The organism is Paraburkholderia unamae (assembly GCF_003268775.1).
In the GTDB taxonomy this organism is placed as follows: Bacteria; Pseudomonadota; Gammaproteobacteria; order Burkholderiales; family Burkholderiaceae; genus Paraburkholderia; species Paraburkholderia unamae.
This window is the reverse complement of the sequence record NZ_QLSU01000009.1, coordinates 138,130-153,209: the sequence shown is the minus strand read 5'-3', so window position 1 is coordinate 153,209 and position 15,080 is coordinate 138,130. Positions and strand designations below refer to the sequence as shown.

The following is a 15,080-nucleotide window of genomic DNA, read 5'->3' as shown; positions in this document are numbered from 1 at the left end:
CTTGCAAGGCAATCGGCGGGCGCAAGTGGCGCAACCGGCGCAAGCGCAATGCCCGGCGCGGCGCGCGCACGGCCAACCACGCGCGGGCGCGCGAATCCATGGGCTCAGTGCAGCGCGCCCTGCGCCGCGCCCCCGACGATCGCCACGCCGAGCGCGCGCACGGCGGCCACGGCGTCGGGCTGCGCCACGCCCGCCGCGACCTTGTGCAGCATCGCGCGCAACGCTTCGCTCGCGTGCTCGATCGCCTCGGCACCGGGCGCGGCGACGAAGGGCGCGCCGCGCGACGGCTGCCCGGCAAGCGACGCCGCGTGCGCGGTGCGCCGCCACGCAAGGCCCAGCGCGTCGGCGAGCAGCCCCACATGGCCGAGCCCGAGCGCCCACGCGGCCGCGCCGATGCGGTATGCCGCCTCGGCCGCGATCAGCGCGTCGGCGGACTCGGCGATCGCGCCCTCGCCGCGCAATTTCAGCGTACGCGAGTGCGTGCCGAGCGCGATCATCGAAGCATCGGCGGTTTGCAGGAAATCTTCATAGGCATTGCCGTTGACAACCAGCGCGCCTAATTCGCGCGTGGGCGCGACACGCGCCGCCAGCACACCGGCCTGCGTGCTCCCCGCCTCCCAGAGCGCCTCCGACGCCTGCGTGCCGGCAATGTGCCAGTCCACGGTCAGGCCATAGTCGTGCAGCAGTTCGACGTCGGCGGTGTCCTCCGCCGCGGCGCCAAAAAGCGCGTAATCGCGCCACAACTGCGCGAGCGTGGCGCGCACGAGCGTTTGCGGCGCGAAGCGAAGCCCGCGCGCATGCTCGCCGATCAGCAGATTGCAGCGCGCGTAAAGCCGTCGCGCGCCTTCGTCGCCCCACGCCCCCTCGCCGCGCCGCAGCGCGCGGCCACAGGCCGCAGCAAGACGCCAGAAGTCGTAGGGATCGGCGCTCGTCAGCTCGACCATGCAGGCGTCCATTTCGTCGAACGCCGCGAGCGCAAGCGCGTTGGCCGCGCGGCTGCCGTTGCCAAGACGCGCCTTGAGCACGTGCAGCAGCGCCGCCTCGTAGCGTGCGCGCACCTGACCGAAGCGCTGCGCCGGTTGCGGGTGGAGCGTGGCCGGCGCAAGCGGCCGGCCATGCAGCGCCACATCCTCATACGCGAGCGTCACGCCCGGCACGTGCTCCGCGAGCGCCGCGACGAGCGCGTGTTGCCGCGCGAAAAGCGCGGGCGAGCACGCAAGCTCGCGCAGGTTGCGGCGCTCGAGTGCGGCGGCGAGGTCTTCCAGCGCCTCGCGAAACTGCACGCGCACCTCGACGCCCTCCAGTTCCTCGGGCGCGTGCAGCGGACGCGCCGGCAAGCCAGGTGGCGGCGCCACGGCAACGGGCGCCGCGAGCGCGAGCGGCGAAGCGAGCAACAACGTGTCGGCGAAACGCGCGGCCGCGAGCCAGCCTGCGTCGCGCAGCGTGCGGGCCGCCTGACGCAGCGGCCGGGCGACGTCGCGCTGCTCATCGAGCGAAGCGAGCGCATGCGCGAGCGCGCCGTGCGCGAACGGCACCTGGCCGCCGCGCGGATTGGGCAACGCTTCGAATCGGGCAACAGCGGTTGAACGAAGACTCATGGGGCAGCGCCGAGAAGGATTGCGGGCCGACCAGACCGGCATGACCGACGACGGTGACGACAGGCGGGGCAAAACATCGCGATGCGCCGATCCCGCGAATTCATCGGGCAAGCCAGCGCGAACTCATCAAGACCACCGGCGAGAGCAAATGCAGTGCCCGCGCCAGCCAGCCGGGGCGCGAGCGAGGCCTCAGATCTGGACCATCTCGAAGTCTTCCTTGCGTGCGCCGCACTCGGGACAGGTCCAGTTGATCGGGACATCCTCCCAGCGCGTGCCGGGCGCGATGCCTTCGTCTGGCAAACCGGCTTCTTCGTCATAAATCCAGCCGCAGATCAGGCACATCCAGCTTCTATATTCCATTCTTATGCCGCGTCGAAAAGTCCGAAACCAATCGGAAAAAAATCAGGGAAACGAGAGCCATGATGGTACCTTGTTGCCGTTTCCATGCCTAGCAAGGACGGACTGTGCCCGGCACGGTTTCGGGGAAAATTCGCCCGCTTATCGTCCCCTGCGCATCCCCTGCTCGCCCCTTAACCTGATGCAGTGCCTGGTGCGGTGCGCAAAAATCCCTCGCTACCGGCGTCATCCGTCCCCCGGATGCGCGGATAGGCCGCATAATTGAACCATTCTCATATGACGGCGCGGCACGCCGCGGCCGAAGTCCACTTCATCTCGCCACGTTCATGCCTAGCGACACCCCTCCCATCGTCCTGACCTTCGGCCTTTCCGACCCGACGGGCGGCGGCGGACTGCAAGCCGACCTGCTCACGCTCGCCAGCATGGGCTGCCACGGCGTCTCCGCGCTGACCGGCTATACCGTACGCGACTCCGCGGGCTGCGACGAAGTGACCGGCCTCGATCCCGAAACCGTCGCCACCCAGGCGCGCATGCTGCTCGAAGACATGCCGATCGCCGCGTTCAAGGTAGGCGCATGCGCGCGCGCCGAAGTCGTGAGCGCGATCGCCGAAGTGGTGGCGGATTACGACGATGTGCCGCTCATCCTCGCGCCCGACTTCACGCTCGACGACGAACACGTGCTCGCCGCCGACGAATTGCGCGAAGCGATGGCCGACCTGCTCGTGCCGCAGACCACGCTGCTCGTCGCCGACGCCTCGGTGCTGATCGCGCTCGCGCAGCCCGACGGCGACGCCGAGGCGCCGAGCGTGGACGCCGCCATCGCCCACCTGCTCGCCACGGGCTGCGAGTACATCCTCGCGATGGAAACCGGCACGCACCGCGTGATCAACACGCTCTACTGCGAAGACGGCCAGTTGCGCCAGGATCTCTGGGACCGCGCCACGCAGCCGATGATGGGCCTGACCGACACGCTCGGCACGGCCATCGCCGCGCTGCTCGCGAACGGCCAGGAGCCGCCGGAGGCCGTGCGCGAGGCGCAGGAGTATCTGTATCAGGCGGTGCAGAGCGCGTTCCGGCCGGGCATGGGGTCGTGGCTGCCGGACCGGTTTTTCTGGGCGCGCAGCAATGACGCCGACACGGATGAAGCCTCGCCCGGCGAGGCGAAACCATAACGATCGCCGCGCGCGGGTCGGCGCCGAAGGCCGGCCGCGCGGAACGGACAAAGTCTGTGCGAACCGCACAGACGAAAAAAAACCCGCATCGCTGCGGGTTTTTTCTTTTTGGGCGGGAAACACGCCTCGCGGCGCGCTCCCCTGCACTTCAACGTAATCGCGGCCTAAGCCGTAATTACATGTCCATGCCCATGCCGCCCATGCCGCCGGGCATGCCGCCAGCCATCGGAGCATCTTCCTTCGGCACTTCAGCAACAGCTGCGTCCGTCGTCAGGAGCAGGCCTGCGACCGAAGCTGCGTTTTGCAGCGCGGTGCGCGTGACCTTCGTCGGGTCCACAACGCCGGCTTCAACCATGTCGACGTATTCACCCGTCGCTGCGTTGTAGCCGTAGTTGCCTTGACCAGCGGCAACCGCTGCCACGACGACCGACGCTTCTTCGCCGCCGTTCGTGACGATCTGGCGCAGCGGCTCTTCCATGGCGCGCAGGACGATCTTGATACCGGCGTCCTGGTCTGCGTTGGCGCCCTTCACGCCGGCGATAGCCGTACGTGCACGGATCAGCGCAACGCCGCCGCCCGGGACGATGCCTTCTTCAACGGCAGCGCGGGTTGCGTGCAGCGCGTCTTCCACGCGTGCCTTCTTTTCCTTCATTTCGATTTCGGTCGCAGCGCCGACCTTGATCACTGCCACGCCGCCTGCCAGCTTGGCAACGCGCTCTTGCAGCTTTTCACGGTCGTAGTCCGACGTCGCTTCTTCGATCTGCGTGCGGATTTGCTTCACGCGGGCTTCGATGGTCGAAGCTTCGCCTGCGCCGTCGATGATCGTCGTGTTTTCCTTGCCCACTTCGATGCGCTTCGCTTGACCCAGTTCGGCCAGCGTTGCCTTTTCGAGCGTGAGGCCGGTTTCTTCAGCGATGACTTGACCGCCGGTCAGGATCGCGATGTCTTCCAGCATGGCCTTGCGGCGGTCGCCGAAGCCCGGAGCCTTGACGGCGACGGTCTTCAGGATGCCACGGATGTTGTTGACGACCAGCGTGGCCAGTGCCTCGCCTTCGACGTCTTCAGCGATGATCAGCAGCGGACGGCCAGCCTTCGCGACTTGTTCCAGAACCGGCAGCAGATCACGGATGTTCGAGATCTTCTTGTCGAACAGCAGGACGAACGGGCTTTCCAGCACGGCGACTTGCTTGTCCGGGTTGTTGATGAAGTACGGCGAGAGGTAGCCGCGGTCGAACTGCATACCTTCGACAACTTCCAGCTCGTCTTGCAGCGACTTGCCGTCTTCGACGGTGATGACGCCTTCCTTGCCAACCTTGTCCATCGCTTCAGCGATACGGTCGCCGATCGACGTGTCGCTGTTTGCCGAGATCGAACCGACTTGAGCGATTTCCTTGTTGGTCGTGCAGGGCTTGCTGACCTTGCGCAGTTCTTCGATTGCTGCTGCGACGGCCTTGTCGATGCCGCGCTTCAGGTCCATCGGGTTCATGCCCGATGCGACGTACTTCATGCCTTCGCGGACGATCGACTGGGCCAGAACCGTAGCCGTCGTCGTGCCGTCACCGGCGTTGTCGCTGGTCTTGGAAGCGACTTCCTTGACCATTTGCGCGCCCATGTTCTGGAGCTTGTCCTTGAGCTCGATTTCCTTCGCGACCGAGACACCGTCCTTGGTGACCGTCGGGCCGCCGAACGAGCGCTCGAGGACCACGTTGCGGCCCTTCGGACCCAGCGTGACCTTCACTGCGTTGGCGAGAATGTTCACGCCTTCAACCATCTTGGAACGGGCGGAATCGCCGAACACGACGTCTTTAGCTGCCATCTTCTAACTCCTTGAATTCTTGATGAATGTGCGGTGGGCTGAACTTACTTCTGCACCACGGCCATGATGTCTTCTTCGCGCATCACGAGCAGTTCGTTGCCATCGACCTTGACGGTCTGGCCAGCGTACTTGCCGAACAGGACGCGATCGCCGACCTTGACGTCGAGCGCGATCAGGGAGCCCTTGTCGTCACGCTTGCCCGGGCCCGTGGCCAGGACTTCACCTTGATCCGGCTTTTCTGCCGCTGCGTCCGGGATCACGATGCCCGAAGCGGTCTTGGTTTCTTGATCCAGGCGCTTGACGATCACGCGATCGTGCAAAGGACGAAGGTTCATGGATAGATCCTCTCTTGATTAGGACTTGAAGCGACTCAAGAAAACCTGGCTGCCGACTACCGTCAGCCAGAGATGTGGTTCGCACCAGAGTTGTTAGCACTCTCGTGCAGTGAGTGCTAATTATATGGACGAGGAATGACAAATTCAAGAAGGGGGGCGAAGCGGGGGAAGTGGCGTGACTTATTGCGCTAATTCGGCAATTTGTCGCTATCAGAGCGTCAAAGTTCCGCTTTAACACCGGAATTGGACGAAAACACGAAGGCTGCGCCTTGTGGGGTCAGGGTATACGATGAATTCCCGGCCTTGGGGATGCGCATGGAACGCGCGCCTGCACGCCCCACCGCCCTGCGGGAACGGGAAACCGGGCCGGATCGGCCCGGCGAGATCAGTGGCCCTGCGCCACCGAAGCGTAGCGTCCGCCGTAGAACACGAGCGGAGCGTCCTCCTCGAGCGAGAACGAAAGCACCTCGCCGACAAAGAGCGTGTGATCGCCGCACGGATGACGGTCGACGACGCGCGCCGCGAATCGGGCCAGCGCGCGATGCAGCAGCACCACGCCGGCGAGTCCCTCGACCTCCATGAAGCGCGGCGCGAGCCACGCCTGTGGCTCGCCGGCGAAATGACGGCTATGCGACTCCTGCTCTTCGGACAGCACACTGACACCGAAGAGATCCGAGCGCATCAAGCACTCGTGCATGCGCGCACGATGGCCGACCGAAACCACAATGAGCGGCGGCTTCAGCGATCCGGACATGAACGCATTGGCCGTCATGGCGTGCAGTTCGTCGCCCGTGCCCGTGGAAATCACCACGACGCCGGTGGCAAAGCGGCCCAGCGCGGTGCGCAGGCGCCGCTCGTCCAGTTCTCCGGCCGACGCGGCCAGGTCAGCTTTGCGCAGTGCGCTCGCGTGCATTGTTGCTCTCCCCCATGCGGCACCGGTCGTCGTCATACCGCATGTTGTGGTCTCCAGGCGCTCCGCAATATTTCATCGTGCATTGAACGCGCACCGCAGGTGTCGATCTGTACGTGCGCACACAGATCCGCCAGCGTTGTCACGATGTCACTGCGCTCTCGGCTTGCGCGCGATGAAATGAAACCAGAACGCGTCGCTCGTGTCCTTTTCCGCCGGAATGCGCTGGCCGTCGCAACTGCCGAACACCGCATCGATCTCAAAGCCGAGCGACGCCAGTTGCCGGCGCTGTTCGGGCAGCGTCGTATAGACGATCACAATGCCGAAGTAATGCGCGCCCGCCGTCTTGATCGAGTAGCCCGGATAGTCGCGATGAAAGCGCACGTGGCGCAAGTAGTTGTACGTCGCGAGCGGCAGCACGCACATCGAGCGCAGCGTGCGCCGGGCGAGGCGTAACGGATTGGGCGAAAAGCGCGGCAGCAGCTTCCAGACACTCTCCTGAAAGCCCGGACCTTCGCGGTTATGCGTCGAAAACAGCACGAGGCCGCCGGGACGCGTCACGCGGTACATTTCCTTGAGAATGCGCACACGGTCTTCGTAGTCGACACAGTCGATACCGTTCCAGCTGAACGCGGTGAACGCATAGTGATCCGACGGCAAATCAGCCATGTCGCGCGCGTCCATGTGGCGCAGGTCGAGGCCAGGAAAACGCCCGCGCGCCTGTTCGAGCAGCTTCGCGGTGTAGTCGATGCCGGTGTATCGCTGCGAAACGCGCAACATCAGCGGAATCGTACGGCCTGCGCCAATGCCGATGTCGAGGATCGGTTCACCCGCGCACTCGGCATAGATCCAGTCGAACGCCGCTTCTTCGCCGGGGTCCGTCCATGTCTTGCCCATCGTGAACTCACGCATCGCATCGTGCGAGTTCCACGCGCGCTGGTTGATCCGGTCAAGCGGAAGCTCAATATTCATTGATGCACTCCATCAAGATGAGAACTGCACGTAACCTGGCTTGCAGGCTCAACGGCGACGCGAGACCGGGCGACAGGCACCGGTCCGTGCCACGCTGCTTCGTCCTGCGCCCGCCGCCGGCAGAAACGCTCGAAGTACCACTGCCGGGCGTCGGCCATCGCGGCTTCGCGCGCGGCCTGAGTAAAGAGTGCGTGATCGAGCTTCGGCAGTGTCGCCGCGTGCACGCGTGTGAACGCGCGCAGGCCGCTCACCTTCGCGCCGAATTGAACCTTCAGTTCGTCCAGCCCGAGGTCGTATTCGCCGTACACGAGCCGCACCTCGGCGCCCTTCGCGTGGATGCGCTGCATCAGGCTCCTTGCCTCGCTGGGCGCGAACGACCAGCCCGTGGCCGCGTCGACGAAGTCCGCCGCGCGGCGTGTCAGGCTGCGAGCGAAGCGCTGGGCGAGTCCGCTCGCCACGCGCAGGAGCGAGGTCTCGCCGCGCAGCACTTTCTTCCACTTCCCGACGCTGAGCGCCGAGCGCCGCAGCACCCGGTTCGAGGCGAGGCCGGTCGTGCCGGGCGTGCGATCGGCGCCGTCCCAGATGAACTTCTGGAGGTTCACGCCGAAGCTGCCCACGATGCGTGGATGCTGCGCGCACGCATGCAAGCCGACGAACGCGCCGCCGCAAACGCCGAACACCACGACAGACGGATAACCGTGCGCGACCAGCCAGTCCGCGCCCTGCATCGCATCTGTATAGGATTCCTTCGAATATATCGTATCGAGTGTGACAGAACGCGCGGCCGGCGTGCTGTCGCCAAGACCGCCCAGATCCATTCTCAGCGATGCAATGCCGAGCGCCGCGAGCCGACGCGCAAACAGCACGAAAATGCGGCCATCGCCGATATGATGGCTCGCCCCCGTATTGAGGAACAGCACGGCGGGCACATCGGTGCGCGGCGCGGCGGGCTGGCAGTGCACACCGAAGTAGTCGCCAAAAACGACTGGCTGCTCGACGAAGCGCTCGCTTGTGAGATGCGGATTATCCCCATCGTGCCGCTCGCCTTTGAATTCGCCGTCGTGCGCAAGGCAAGGCGGCGCATCGGCAAGCCATTGCGTGAGCGCGCCGAACGCAACGACCGGCTCCTCGCTGTAGAGCGCCTCGACCATGAAGCGGTCCGCCTCGTCGAACGGCTGGCGCTCGACAGCAACCCCATTCGCCTCGTAGTGATCGACGAGTACGCCGCCGCGCGCACGATCGCTCGCGTCGAGCAGCAGCACGCGCCGCGCGGGTGCCCGCGTGTCCGCACGCAGGTCGACTGCGCCCAGCCGGGCAATATCGTCGCCATGCAGGCCGAAGCCGAATGCCTCGACGTAAGCCGCCGTTTCGGGAATCGGGTCGGCCGTCATGCCCGCCGGCGTACTGAGCCAGCTTTGCCGATGCGCGCGCAATTCGCGCAGATAATTGCGGCCCGATAACGCAGGCGCCAGCATGACGAGGCCATCGATGTCGCCCATGCGTTCGCCGGCGAGCGCCGCGAGCGTTGCACCGAGGCGCAGGCCGCACAAGGAGACCTGCCGTACGCCCGTGCGCTCGCGCAGGTGGCGCACCGCGGCCACGATGCTGTCGATCCATGCCTCGAAGCGGCCCGGATCTTCCTCTTCGCCGAGTGAATCGCCGGCGCCGGGATAGTCGAAGCGCAACACCGGCATGCCGCTCGCCGCAATGCGCTCCGCCAGACGCCGCCAGCCACGATGGGTGCAGAGCGCGTCATAGCCGAACGGATTGCACAGGACCACCCCATGCCGGCCGCTCGCCGGATGAAGCCAGCCAAGGCAGCCGTCGAAAACGACAGGTTCCATCGGAAATCCCTATGCGATGCCGTTGCAGGAAAGGAGGGAATGACTGGCGCCGGGGCGCTCTGCCGAGCGTTGCGGCGCATGGCGACAGCGTGAGAAAGGCCCTCGTCAGGTTGGAGAAATTTAACCTTTCCGGCGTCGGTGTATCTGTACGGCCGCCCACACTGGCGGCGGCGGCACGACGGCACAATGTGTCCAACCGTTGAGTACTGGTCCACGCGGATTCAAGGAGCTGCACCGCATGTGTCGCCCGATGCCGGATCCGCACAGCACGAGTCCGCCATGCGAATGACAAATCCGATCACCCCGCTTCCCATCAACGATGGCGGCTCATCACCCGGCATCGACACATCCGCCACGTTCCCGCCCACCGGGCTTCATCGCGACACCCTGCAAGACGCCCCACCCGGCGGCGCGACCTGTGCGCCGGACGTGGGCGCTGCGGCACGCGTGGCCCCGCAACACCTGCGGGCGCCGAAGTACCGCCCCGACATCGATGGCTTGCGCGCCGTGGCCGTCACGTCCGTCGTGGCGTTTCACGCGCTGCCGTCCGAACTGCGCGGCGGCTTTGTCGGCGTCGACATCTTCTTCGTGATCTCGGGCTTCCTGATCAGCACGATCATCTTCGAAAGCCTCGAGGAAAACCGCTTCAGCTATATCGAGTTCTACATCCGGCGCATCCGGCGCATTTTCCCCGCGCTGCTTGCCGTGCTCACGTCGTGTTTTGTGTTCGGCTGGTTCCTGCTGATGCCCGCGGAGTACCGGCAACTCGGCAAACACATGTTCGGCGGCTCGACCTTCCTGTCGAACGTCATGCTCTGGCGCGAGGCCGGGTATTTCGACAATACCGCGCCGACAAAACCGCTCCTGCATTTGTGGTCGCTCGGCGTCGAGGAGCAGTTCTATATCTTCTGGCCGCTCCTCGTGAGCTTCGTCTACCGCCGCAGGGCTGCCATTGTCCTGCTCCTCGGCGGTGTGGCTGCGGCGTCGCTCGCCTTGAACCTGATGACCTCGGCGTCCGATCCGACCGCGGCGTTCTATTCGCCGTTCACCCGCTTCTGGGAACTCATGATCGGCGCGATCCTCGCCTGGGTTACGCTGAACAAGCCGGGGCTCGTGCAGTTCGGAGCGCGCACCTCGAGCGCGCTGTCTGCGGTGGGCGTGCTCCTGATCGGCACCGCGATTGCCTTCATCAGCCAGAACGACGTGTTTCCGGGCTGGCGTGCACTGCTGCCCACCGCAGGCGCTTTTCTCATCATCTGCGCCGGGCCGCGCGCATGGTTCAACCGTCACGTCCTCGGCAGCCGCGTGGCCGTCTCGATCGGCCTCATCAGCTATCCGCTGTACCTGTGGCACTGGCCGCTGCTCTCGTTCGCGAACATTCTCGAAGGCGGATTCGTGCCGGTAGAGGCGCGCCTCGCGCTCGTGCTCACGAGCATCGTCCTCGCCGTCCTCACGTATCGCTACATCGAACTGCCGATCCGCGCGACCAAAAGCAGCCTGCGCCAGACCGCCACGCTGTGCGCGATGCTCGTCGGGCTCGGCGCAGCCGGTGCATGGCTCTTTGTACAAGAGGGACTCCCGTCGCGCCCCGTTGCCAACAATGCGGGCCTCGCGCTGCTCGAACAGGACGGGCAGATCCGCGATTCGGATCCGTCCGCGCCCTGCCATCTGGCCAACCCCGACGCCGATAAATTCTGCCGCGCCTATAACACCTCGGCCACCGGCAAACTGCTGGTCATCTGGGGCGATTCGCACGGCGGTGGATGGCTCCCCGCAATCGTCAGCATTGCCAAAGACCACAACATGCGCCTGATGGCCTTCGTCCATCTCGGCTGTCCGCCGCTGCTCGGCACGCGCCGCAGCGACGGCGCGGTCAGCAGCCGCGATTGCAGCCGTCTTGGGCTCGCCGAACCCATCGTCTCGACGATCCAGCAGCTCAAGCCGGACGTGATCTTCTATATCAGCCGCTGGAGCCTTTACGGCAATGGCTGGACGCGCTACGGCGAACTCCAGAAGGAAACGCATTTCATCACGACCTCGCCCGACAGCGACGCCACGCTGGCAAGCGCGCGCGCGGCGTTGTCGAGCCAGTTCCCGCTCACGGTCAAGGCACTCGCGGCCAGCACGCGGCGACTCGTCGTCTTCCAGAACCCGCCCGAACTCAAGCACGACCTGCTGCCGCGTTTTTACGCGCATCCGGAGCGCGTCGAACCGTTGACGGCGGACCATCTGCGCAACGAAGCGTTCGAGCGGGATCTCGTCGCGCAGGCGGCTTCGCTACCGAACGTGCGCGTTTTCGATCCCATCCCGCGCCTGTGCAGCGGGCCGGTGTGCCAGGCCGTCATCGACGGTGTGCCCCTTTACGAAGACGACAACCACATGAGCGCGCAAGGCGCCCTCCTGTTCAAGCAAGCCATCTTCGACACCATGTGACTCCCCGACCCGCACCGCCATGGAAAAAGCCGTCGTCCGCAACATCATCATCAACTTCTCTGGCCTTGCCGCGCCCACGCTCGTCTCGCTCATGACGGTTCCCGCCTACATCCGGCTAATGGGTGTCGAGCGTTATGGCGTGATCAACCTCGTGTGGGCGCTCATCGGCTATTTCAGTCTGCTCGATCTGGGCACGAGCCTCGCCACCGAGAACCAGATCGCCAAAGTGCGCAACGCGCCCGGCGACGCCGTCGAGCGCATCTTCTTCGGCGCATGTTTTCTGAACCTGTGCACGGGGATTGCGGGCGGCCTGATCGTCTGGCTGGGCGCGTCGGCCTGGCTCGCCTATGGCATGCACGTCGATCCGGCGTTTCGCAGCGAACTCATGAGCGCGCTGCCGTGGGTTGCCGTGGCCGTGCCGCTCGCGAACGTCACCTGGGTCTTCGCGGGCGCGATTACGGCGGTGGAGCGCTTCGGCAGCTACAACGCGAATCAGACGCTCGGCACGTTTCTCTTCCAGTTGCTACCGCTTGCCGCCATCTACTGGCTTTCGCCTTCGCTCGCGGTGGCGCTTCCCGCCGCCGTGCTCGCCCGCCTGATCGCGGGTGTGCTCCTCGGCTTCGCGACCTTTCGGGCACTCGGCATCAAGCGGCTGCGCATGCCCGAGCGCGAGGTCATCGCCGAGTTGTTCGCCTACGGCAAATGGACGCTGCTGTTCTCGGGCGCAGGGGCGATCGCGGCCACGCTCGACCGCGTGATCGTCGGCGCGATTCTCGGCGCGCGCTACGTGACCTACTACACGACGCCGCAGAACCTCGTCACGCGCCTGAACATGCTGCCCTCGGCCATGCTGCGCACGCTCTTCCCGCGTCTTTCCGCCGCCTCGCGTGAAGACGCGCACGATCTCGCGCGCGACGCGCTGGCGTTCCTGAACGGCGTGTTCACGCCCTGCATGATCGTCGCGCTGTTTGCACTCAAGCCGTTTCTGGTGATCTGGCTCGGGGCGTCCATCGCCGAATCCGCGGCGCCGGTCGGGCGGCTGCTCGTCATCGGCGTGTGGCTCGCCGGCCAGTCCAGCATTCTCGGGATCCTGATCCAGGCGCAGGCCAATCCTGCGAGCGTCGCGCGCGTGAGCTGGCTGCAATTGCCGCTGCTCGGCGCAGCGCTATGGGCCGCGACGCACACCTTCGGCCTCATGGGCACCGGGGCGGTGGTCGTGGCGAAGTCCTTGTGCGACTACGCGGTGTTCCTCTACTTCGCACGCGTTCACGTGCGCAGCATCGTCGGCAACATGCTCGCGCATCTGTCGTTCATCGTCGTGGCGTTCGGCGTCGCCAACATGCCCCTCAGCATGCCTGCGGCGGCGGCGGCCGCGCTGGCAACGGCGGCGGCAAACCTCGCCCTCTCGTTGCATCAATCGGCCACGCTGCGCAAGATCGTGCGCCGGTTCCTCGCACGCACCAGCATCGCCCGGGGATAAGCGCTTTACCTGCCCGCCCCGCGCCCCGTGACGACATGGGGCGGAGCGTACGAGACGAGCACAAAAAACGAGCGCGCCGCTCGATGTCGTCAAGGCTTGCGGACAACGTGAGCGGCGCGCGGCGGCGTGACGGCGTGACGGCACGGACATGCAGCGGCGCAAACACCGCATCGAGCGGCGGCCTGCCGCGATTCACTGGACGTTGCGCTCGAGGATGGCGTCGAACGTGACCCAGTGACCGGTGGAATCGGCATTCGCCTCGTTGGCGACTTCCACCGAGTAATGATGCATGCGTCCGTCACCTTGAACACGGAACTTGTAGGTCGGGTCGGGAACGGCCGCGTAGAGATCGACCTTCGCCAGCAAGGTTCCGTCCTCGTACACGTTCACCATGCCGGCGGAACTCGCGCGCACGAACCGCAAGTCGACCGGCCGATCCGTGGCAAAGCCGGTTTTCGCGCCAGGCACGTTGCTCACCAGTGCGCGGCGGAAGATGGAGAAACTCTGCACGCTTTCGTGCCAGCCCGCAGCGGCGCTCGGCTGGACAATCGCCGCGTACGGCTGCGCATCGATCCGATAGATCCGGTACAGGTCAGAAGGGTTGGCGTAGACCTGCGAAAGACTCGCGAGAAAATTCGCCCTATCGTGGTCGGACTCGATGTCGTTGGAGATGTAGAGCGGGAACGAACCTTCGTCGGCGATGAACTTCACGTGATTGTCAGCGAGATATCGGTCGATCACGCCCGCCTGATGCGCACGATACGCGCTCATGTTGACCACGCCGTCCAGATTGATCGCGCGGCCTTGCTGATAGAAATAGCCCGTATTTCCGGTTTGCAGTGCGCCGATCACGTCGCCGGGGCCGGCAATCCGGTTCAACGCCTGCACCCCGTGGTACCAGCCGTAGACGTGCCCCTCTTCCGACAGCAGCTTCGCTCTCGACCCGATACTGAACGACACCAGCGGCACAGCGACCGCCAACGCGGTGATGAGATTCGGAAAGCGCAAGTGACGCCTCGCGAGATCGACAAACTCAGTCCCCGCGAGCGCGACGAACAGCGTCCATGCAAAGACCGCGGGCAGGAAATAGCGCTCGTAGGGCATCATCTGGTAGAACACATACGCCCCGGTAAACATCGCGCCAACCAGCGCCAGATAGAGGATCTCACGGCGGCTCTGCGCATAGCGCCGATAGCTGAACAGGACACACGCAACGAGTACGACGCTGGTGAACACCGCAATCGGCATGGAACAGTCATCGGAAAAGACGACATACCCGTTCACCGACGTCACGCCAACCAGCATCCGGCCGATGATGTACAGGCTGGACTCCGCATGATGACGGAACTCGGCGAGCGAGTGCAGGAGAACCGATGGGGAAAGGAGGCTTCCCTTGCCGGTCATGACCTGCCCGCTCGTAGGCAGCATGGCGCCGTAGTGAATGACGTTGTGAATGCAGTACGGCGCGACCACGACAACGAACGTGGCGAGCGCGCGGGCGAGGAATTTCGCCGTCACCGCTCGCTTCGCCATACTGAAAAATGCAAAGTAGAGCGTGGTCGCGGCAACGAGAAAGGCCGCATCCACGCGTGCAAGAAAGCTCAAACCCAGCAACGCGCCGAGCACGAATGCATTGCGCGCCGCCAGGCGGCGGGAATCGATCGAAACCACATACGTCATCGTCGCGGCAACCATCATCGTCGACAGGCCAGTTTCGAGACCCAGGCTGCCATTGCGCGCGACGGCAAGATTGAACGCCCACAGCGCGGCGACGACGACGCCGCGCCACGGCCGCTTCGTCACGCGGGAAACAATGAGGTAGGCAAAAATCGCCGTCGCGCAATTGCATATTGCCAGCAGCGTCTCGGCGATATAAACGGGCGTGATGAGATTGTTCGGGAAAAGCCGGAACACCGGCACCATCAACCAGACGTATAGCGGCTGATAGCCACTCGTAAAGACAACGCCATCGAACGTTTCTCCAGCGCCCAGCGCAATGTTGCGGGCGATCTTCAGTGAATAGCCGAAGTCCTCGAACAGCCAGAAGTTGGTGATCCAGTCGATTGGCCGATAAATGAAAACCGCGCGCCAGGCAAACGCCAGCACCACGATGACGGCCAATACGAGAGTGGGCCTTACTCTCCAGAATTGTTTCATATGCGC

The 15,080-nt window shown here is 64.9% G+C and carries 11 protein-coding genes; 3 read left to right on the top strand and 8 right to left on the bottom strand.

Features of this window, described 5'->3' with window-relative positions:
* Nucleotides 1-104: 104 nt before the first annotated feature.
* Both C7401_RS16795 and C7401_RS16790 read right to left on the bottom strand, forming a co-directional pair.
* The gene (locus C7401_RS16795) at nt 105-1,598 is read right to left on the bottom strand and encodes a hypothetical protein (protein ID WP_112172529.1); all 1,494 of its coding nucleotides are present in this window, start codon (nt 1,596-1,598) and stop codon (nt 105-107) included.
* A gap of 189 nt (nt 1,599-1,787) precedes the next feature.
* Nucleotides 1,788-1,958 carry a rubredoxin gene (locus C7401_RS16790; RefSeq protein ID WP_008342674.1) on the bottom strand — a complete coding sequence of 57 codons (171 nt, stop codon included), beginning with the start codon at nt 1,956-1,958 and terminating at the stop codon, nt 1,788-1,790.
* 323 nt (nt 1,959-2,281) lie between these two features.
* Here C7401_RS16790 and C7401_RS16785 point away from each other — a divergent pair, with 323 nt between their 5' ends.
* Entirely contained in the window at nt 2,282-3,127 is an 846-nt protein-coding gene (locus tag C7401_RS16785) for a hydroxymethylpyrimidine/phosphomethylpyrimidine kinase (RefSeq protein ID WP_112172528.1), read from the top strand.
* Between the two features lie 175 nt (nt 3,128-3,302).
* On the opposite strand, the gene groL is transcribed toward C7401_RS16785, so the two are convergent.
* From groL to C7401_RS16760, 5 genes are all read right to left on the bottom strand, one after another.
* Entirely contained in the window at nt 3,303-4,943 is a 1,641-nt protein-coding gene (gene groL, locus C7401_RS16780; protein ID WP_112172527.1) for a chaperonin GroEL, read from the bottom strand.
* 44 nt (nt 4,944-4,987) lie between these two features.
* On the bottom strand, nt 4,988-5,278 hold the full coding sequence (locus tag C7401_RS16775; RefSeq protein WP_027816722.1) for a co-chaperone GroES: 291 nt from the start codon (nt 5,276-5,278) through the stop codon (nt 4,988-4,990).
* A gap of 385 nt (nt 5,279-5,663) precedes the next feature.
* Nucleotides 5,664-6,191: a flavin reductase family protein gene (locus C7401_RS16770; RefSeq protein WP_112172526.1), complete on the bottom strand. Its 528-nt coding sequence runs from the start codon at nt 6,189-6,191 to the stop codon at nt 5,664-5,666.
* 147 nt (nt 6,192-6,338) lie between these two features.
* Nucleotides 6,339-7,160, bottom strand: coding sequence for a class I SAM-dependent methyltransferase (locus C7401_RS16765; protein WP_112172525.1), 822 nt, complete (start codon nt 7,158-7,160; stop codon nt 6,339-6,341).
* Nucleotides 7,157-9,004, bottom strand: coding sequence for a serine aminopeptidase domain-containing protein (locus tag C7401_RS16760; protein WP_112172524.1), 1,848 nt, complete (start codon nt 9,002-9,004; stop codon nt 7,157-7,159). Before C7401_RS16760 ends, C7401_RS16765 begins: the two co-directional genes overlap by 4 nt.
* Before the next feature lie 279 nt (nt 9,005-9,283).
* Here C7401_RS16760 and C7401_RS16755 point away from each other — a divergent pair, with 279 nt between their 5' ends.
* Nucleotides 9,284-11,437, top strand: coding sequence for an acyltransferase family protein (locus tag C7401_RS16755; RefSeq protein ID WP_181565594.1), 2,154 nt, complete (start codon nt 9,284-9,286; stop codon nt 11,435-11,437).
* 19 nt (nt 11,438-11,456) lie between these two features.
* Nucleotides 11,457-12,917 (top strand): oligosaccharide flippase family protein, encoded by a 1,461-nt coding sequence (locus C7401_RS16750; protein ID WP_112172522.1) that lies wholly within the window; start codon nt 11,457-11,459, stop codon nt 12,915-12,917.
* A 192-nt stretch (nt 12,918-13,109) separates the two neighbouring features.
* On the opposite strand, the gene C7401_RS16745 is transcribed toward C7401_RS16750, so the two are convergent.
* A complete protein-coding gene (locus tag C7401_RS16745; RefSeq protein ID WP_112172521.1) occupies nt 13,110-15,038 on the bottom strand; it encodes an ArnT family glycosyltransferase in 1,929 nt (642 codons plus the stop codon).
* Nucleotides 15,039-15,080 lie beyond the last annotated feature (42 nt).

What these genes read in the sequence shown, in the direction of transcription:
- C7401_RS16785 (WP_112172528.1), top strand. Translation starts at nt 2,282, where the DNA reads ATGCCTAGCGACACCCCTCCCATCGTCCTGACCTTCGGCCTTTCCGAC.
- C7401_RS16790 (WP_008342674.1), bottom strand. Translation starts at nt 1,958, where the DNA reads ATGGAATATAGAAGCTGGATGTGCCTGATCTGCGGCTGGATTTATGAC.
- C7401_RS16750 (WP_112172522.1), top strand. Translation starts at nt 11,457, where the DNA reads ATGGAAAAAGCCGTCGTCCGCAACATCATCATCAACTTCTCTGGCCTT.
- C7401_RS16775 (WP_027816722.1), bottom strand. Translation starts at nt 5,278, where the DNA reads ATGAACCTTCGTCCTTTGCACGATCGCGTGATCGTCAAGCGCCTGGAT.
- C7401_RS16760 (WP_112172524.1), bottom strand. Translation starts at nt 9,004, where the DNA reads ATGGAACCTGTCGTTTTCGACGGCTGCCTTGGCTGGCTTCATCCGGCG.
- C7401_RS16755 (WP_181565594.1), top strand. Translation starts at nt 9,284, where the DNA reads ATGCGAATGACAAATCCGATCACCCCGCTTCCCATCAACGATGGCGGC.
- C7401_RS16795 (WP_112172529.1), bottom strand. Translation starts at nt 1,598, where the DNA reads ATGAGTCTTCGTTCAACCGCTGTTGCCCGATTCGAAGCGTTGCCCAAT.
- groL (WP_112172527.1), bottom strand. Translation starts at nt 4,943, where the DNA reads ATGGCAGCTAAAGACGTCGTGTTCGGCGATTCCGCCCGTTCCAAGATG.
- C7401_RS16765 (WP_112172525.1), bottom strand. Translation starts at nt 7,160, where the DNA reads ATGAATATTGAGCTTCCGCTTGACCGGATCAACCAGCGCGCGTGGAAC.
- C7401_RS16770 (WP_112172526.1), bottom strand. Translation starts at nt 6,191, where the DNA reads ATGCACGCGAGCGCACTGCGCAAAGCTGACCTGGCCGCGTCGGCCGGA.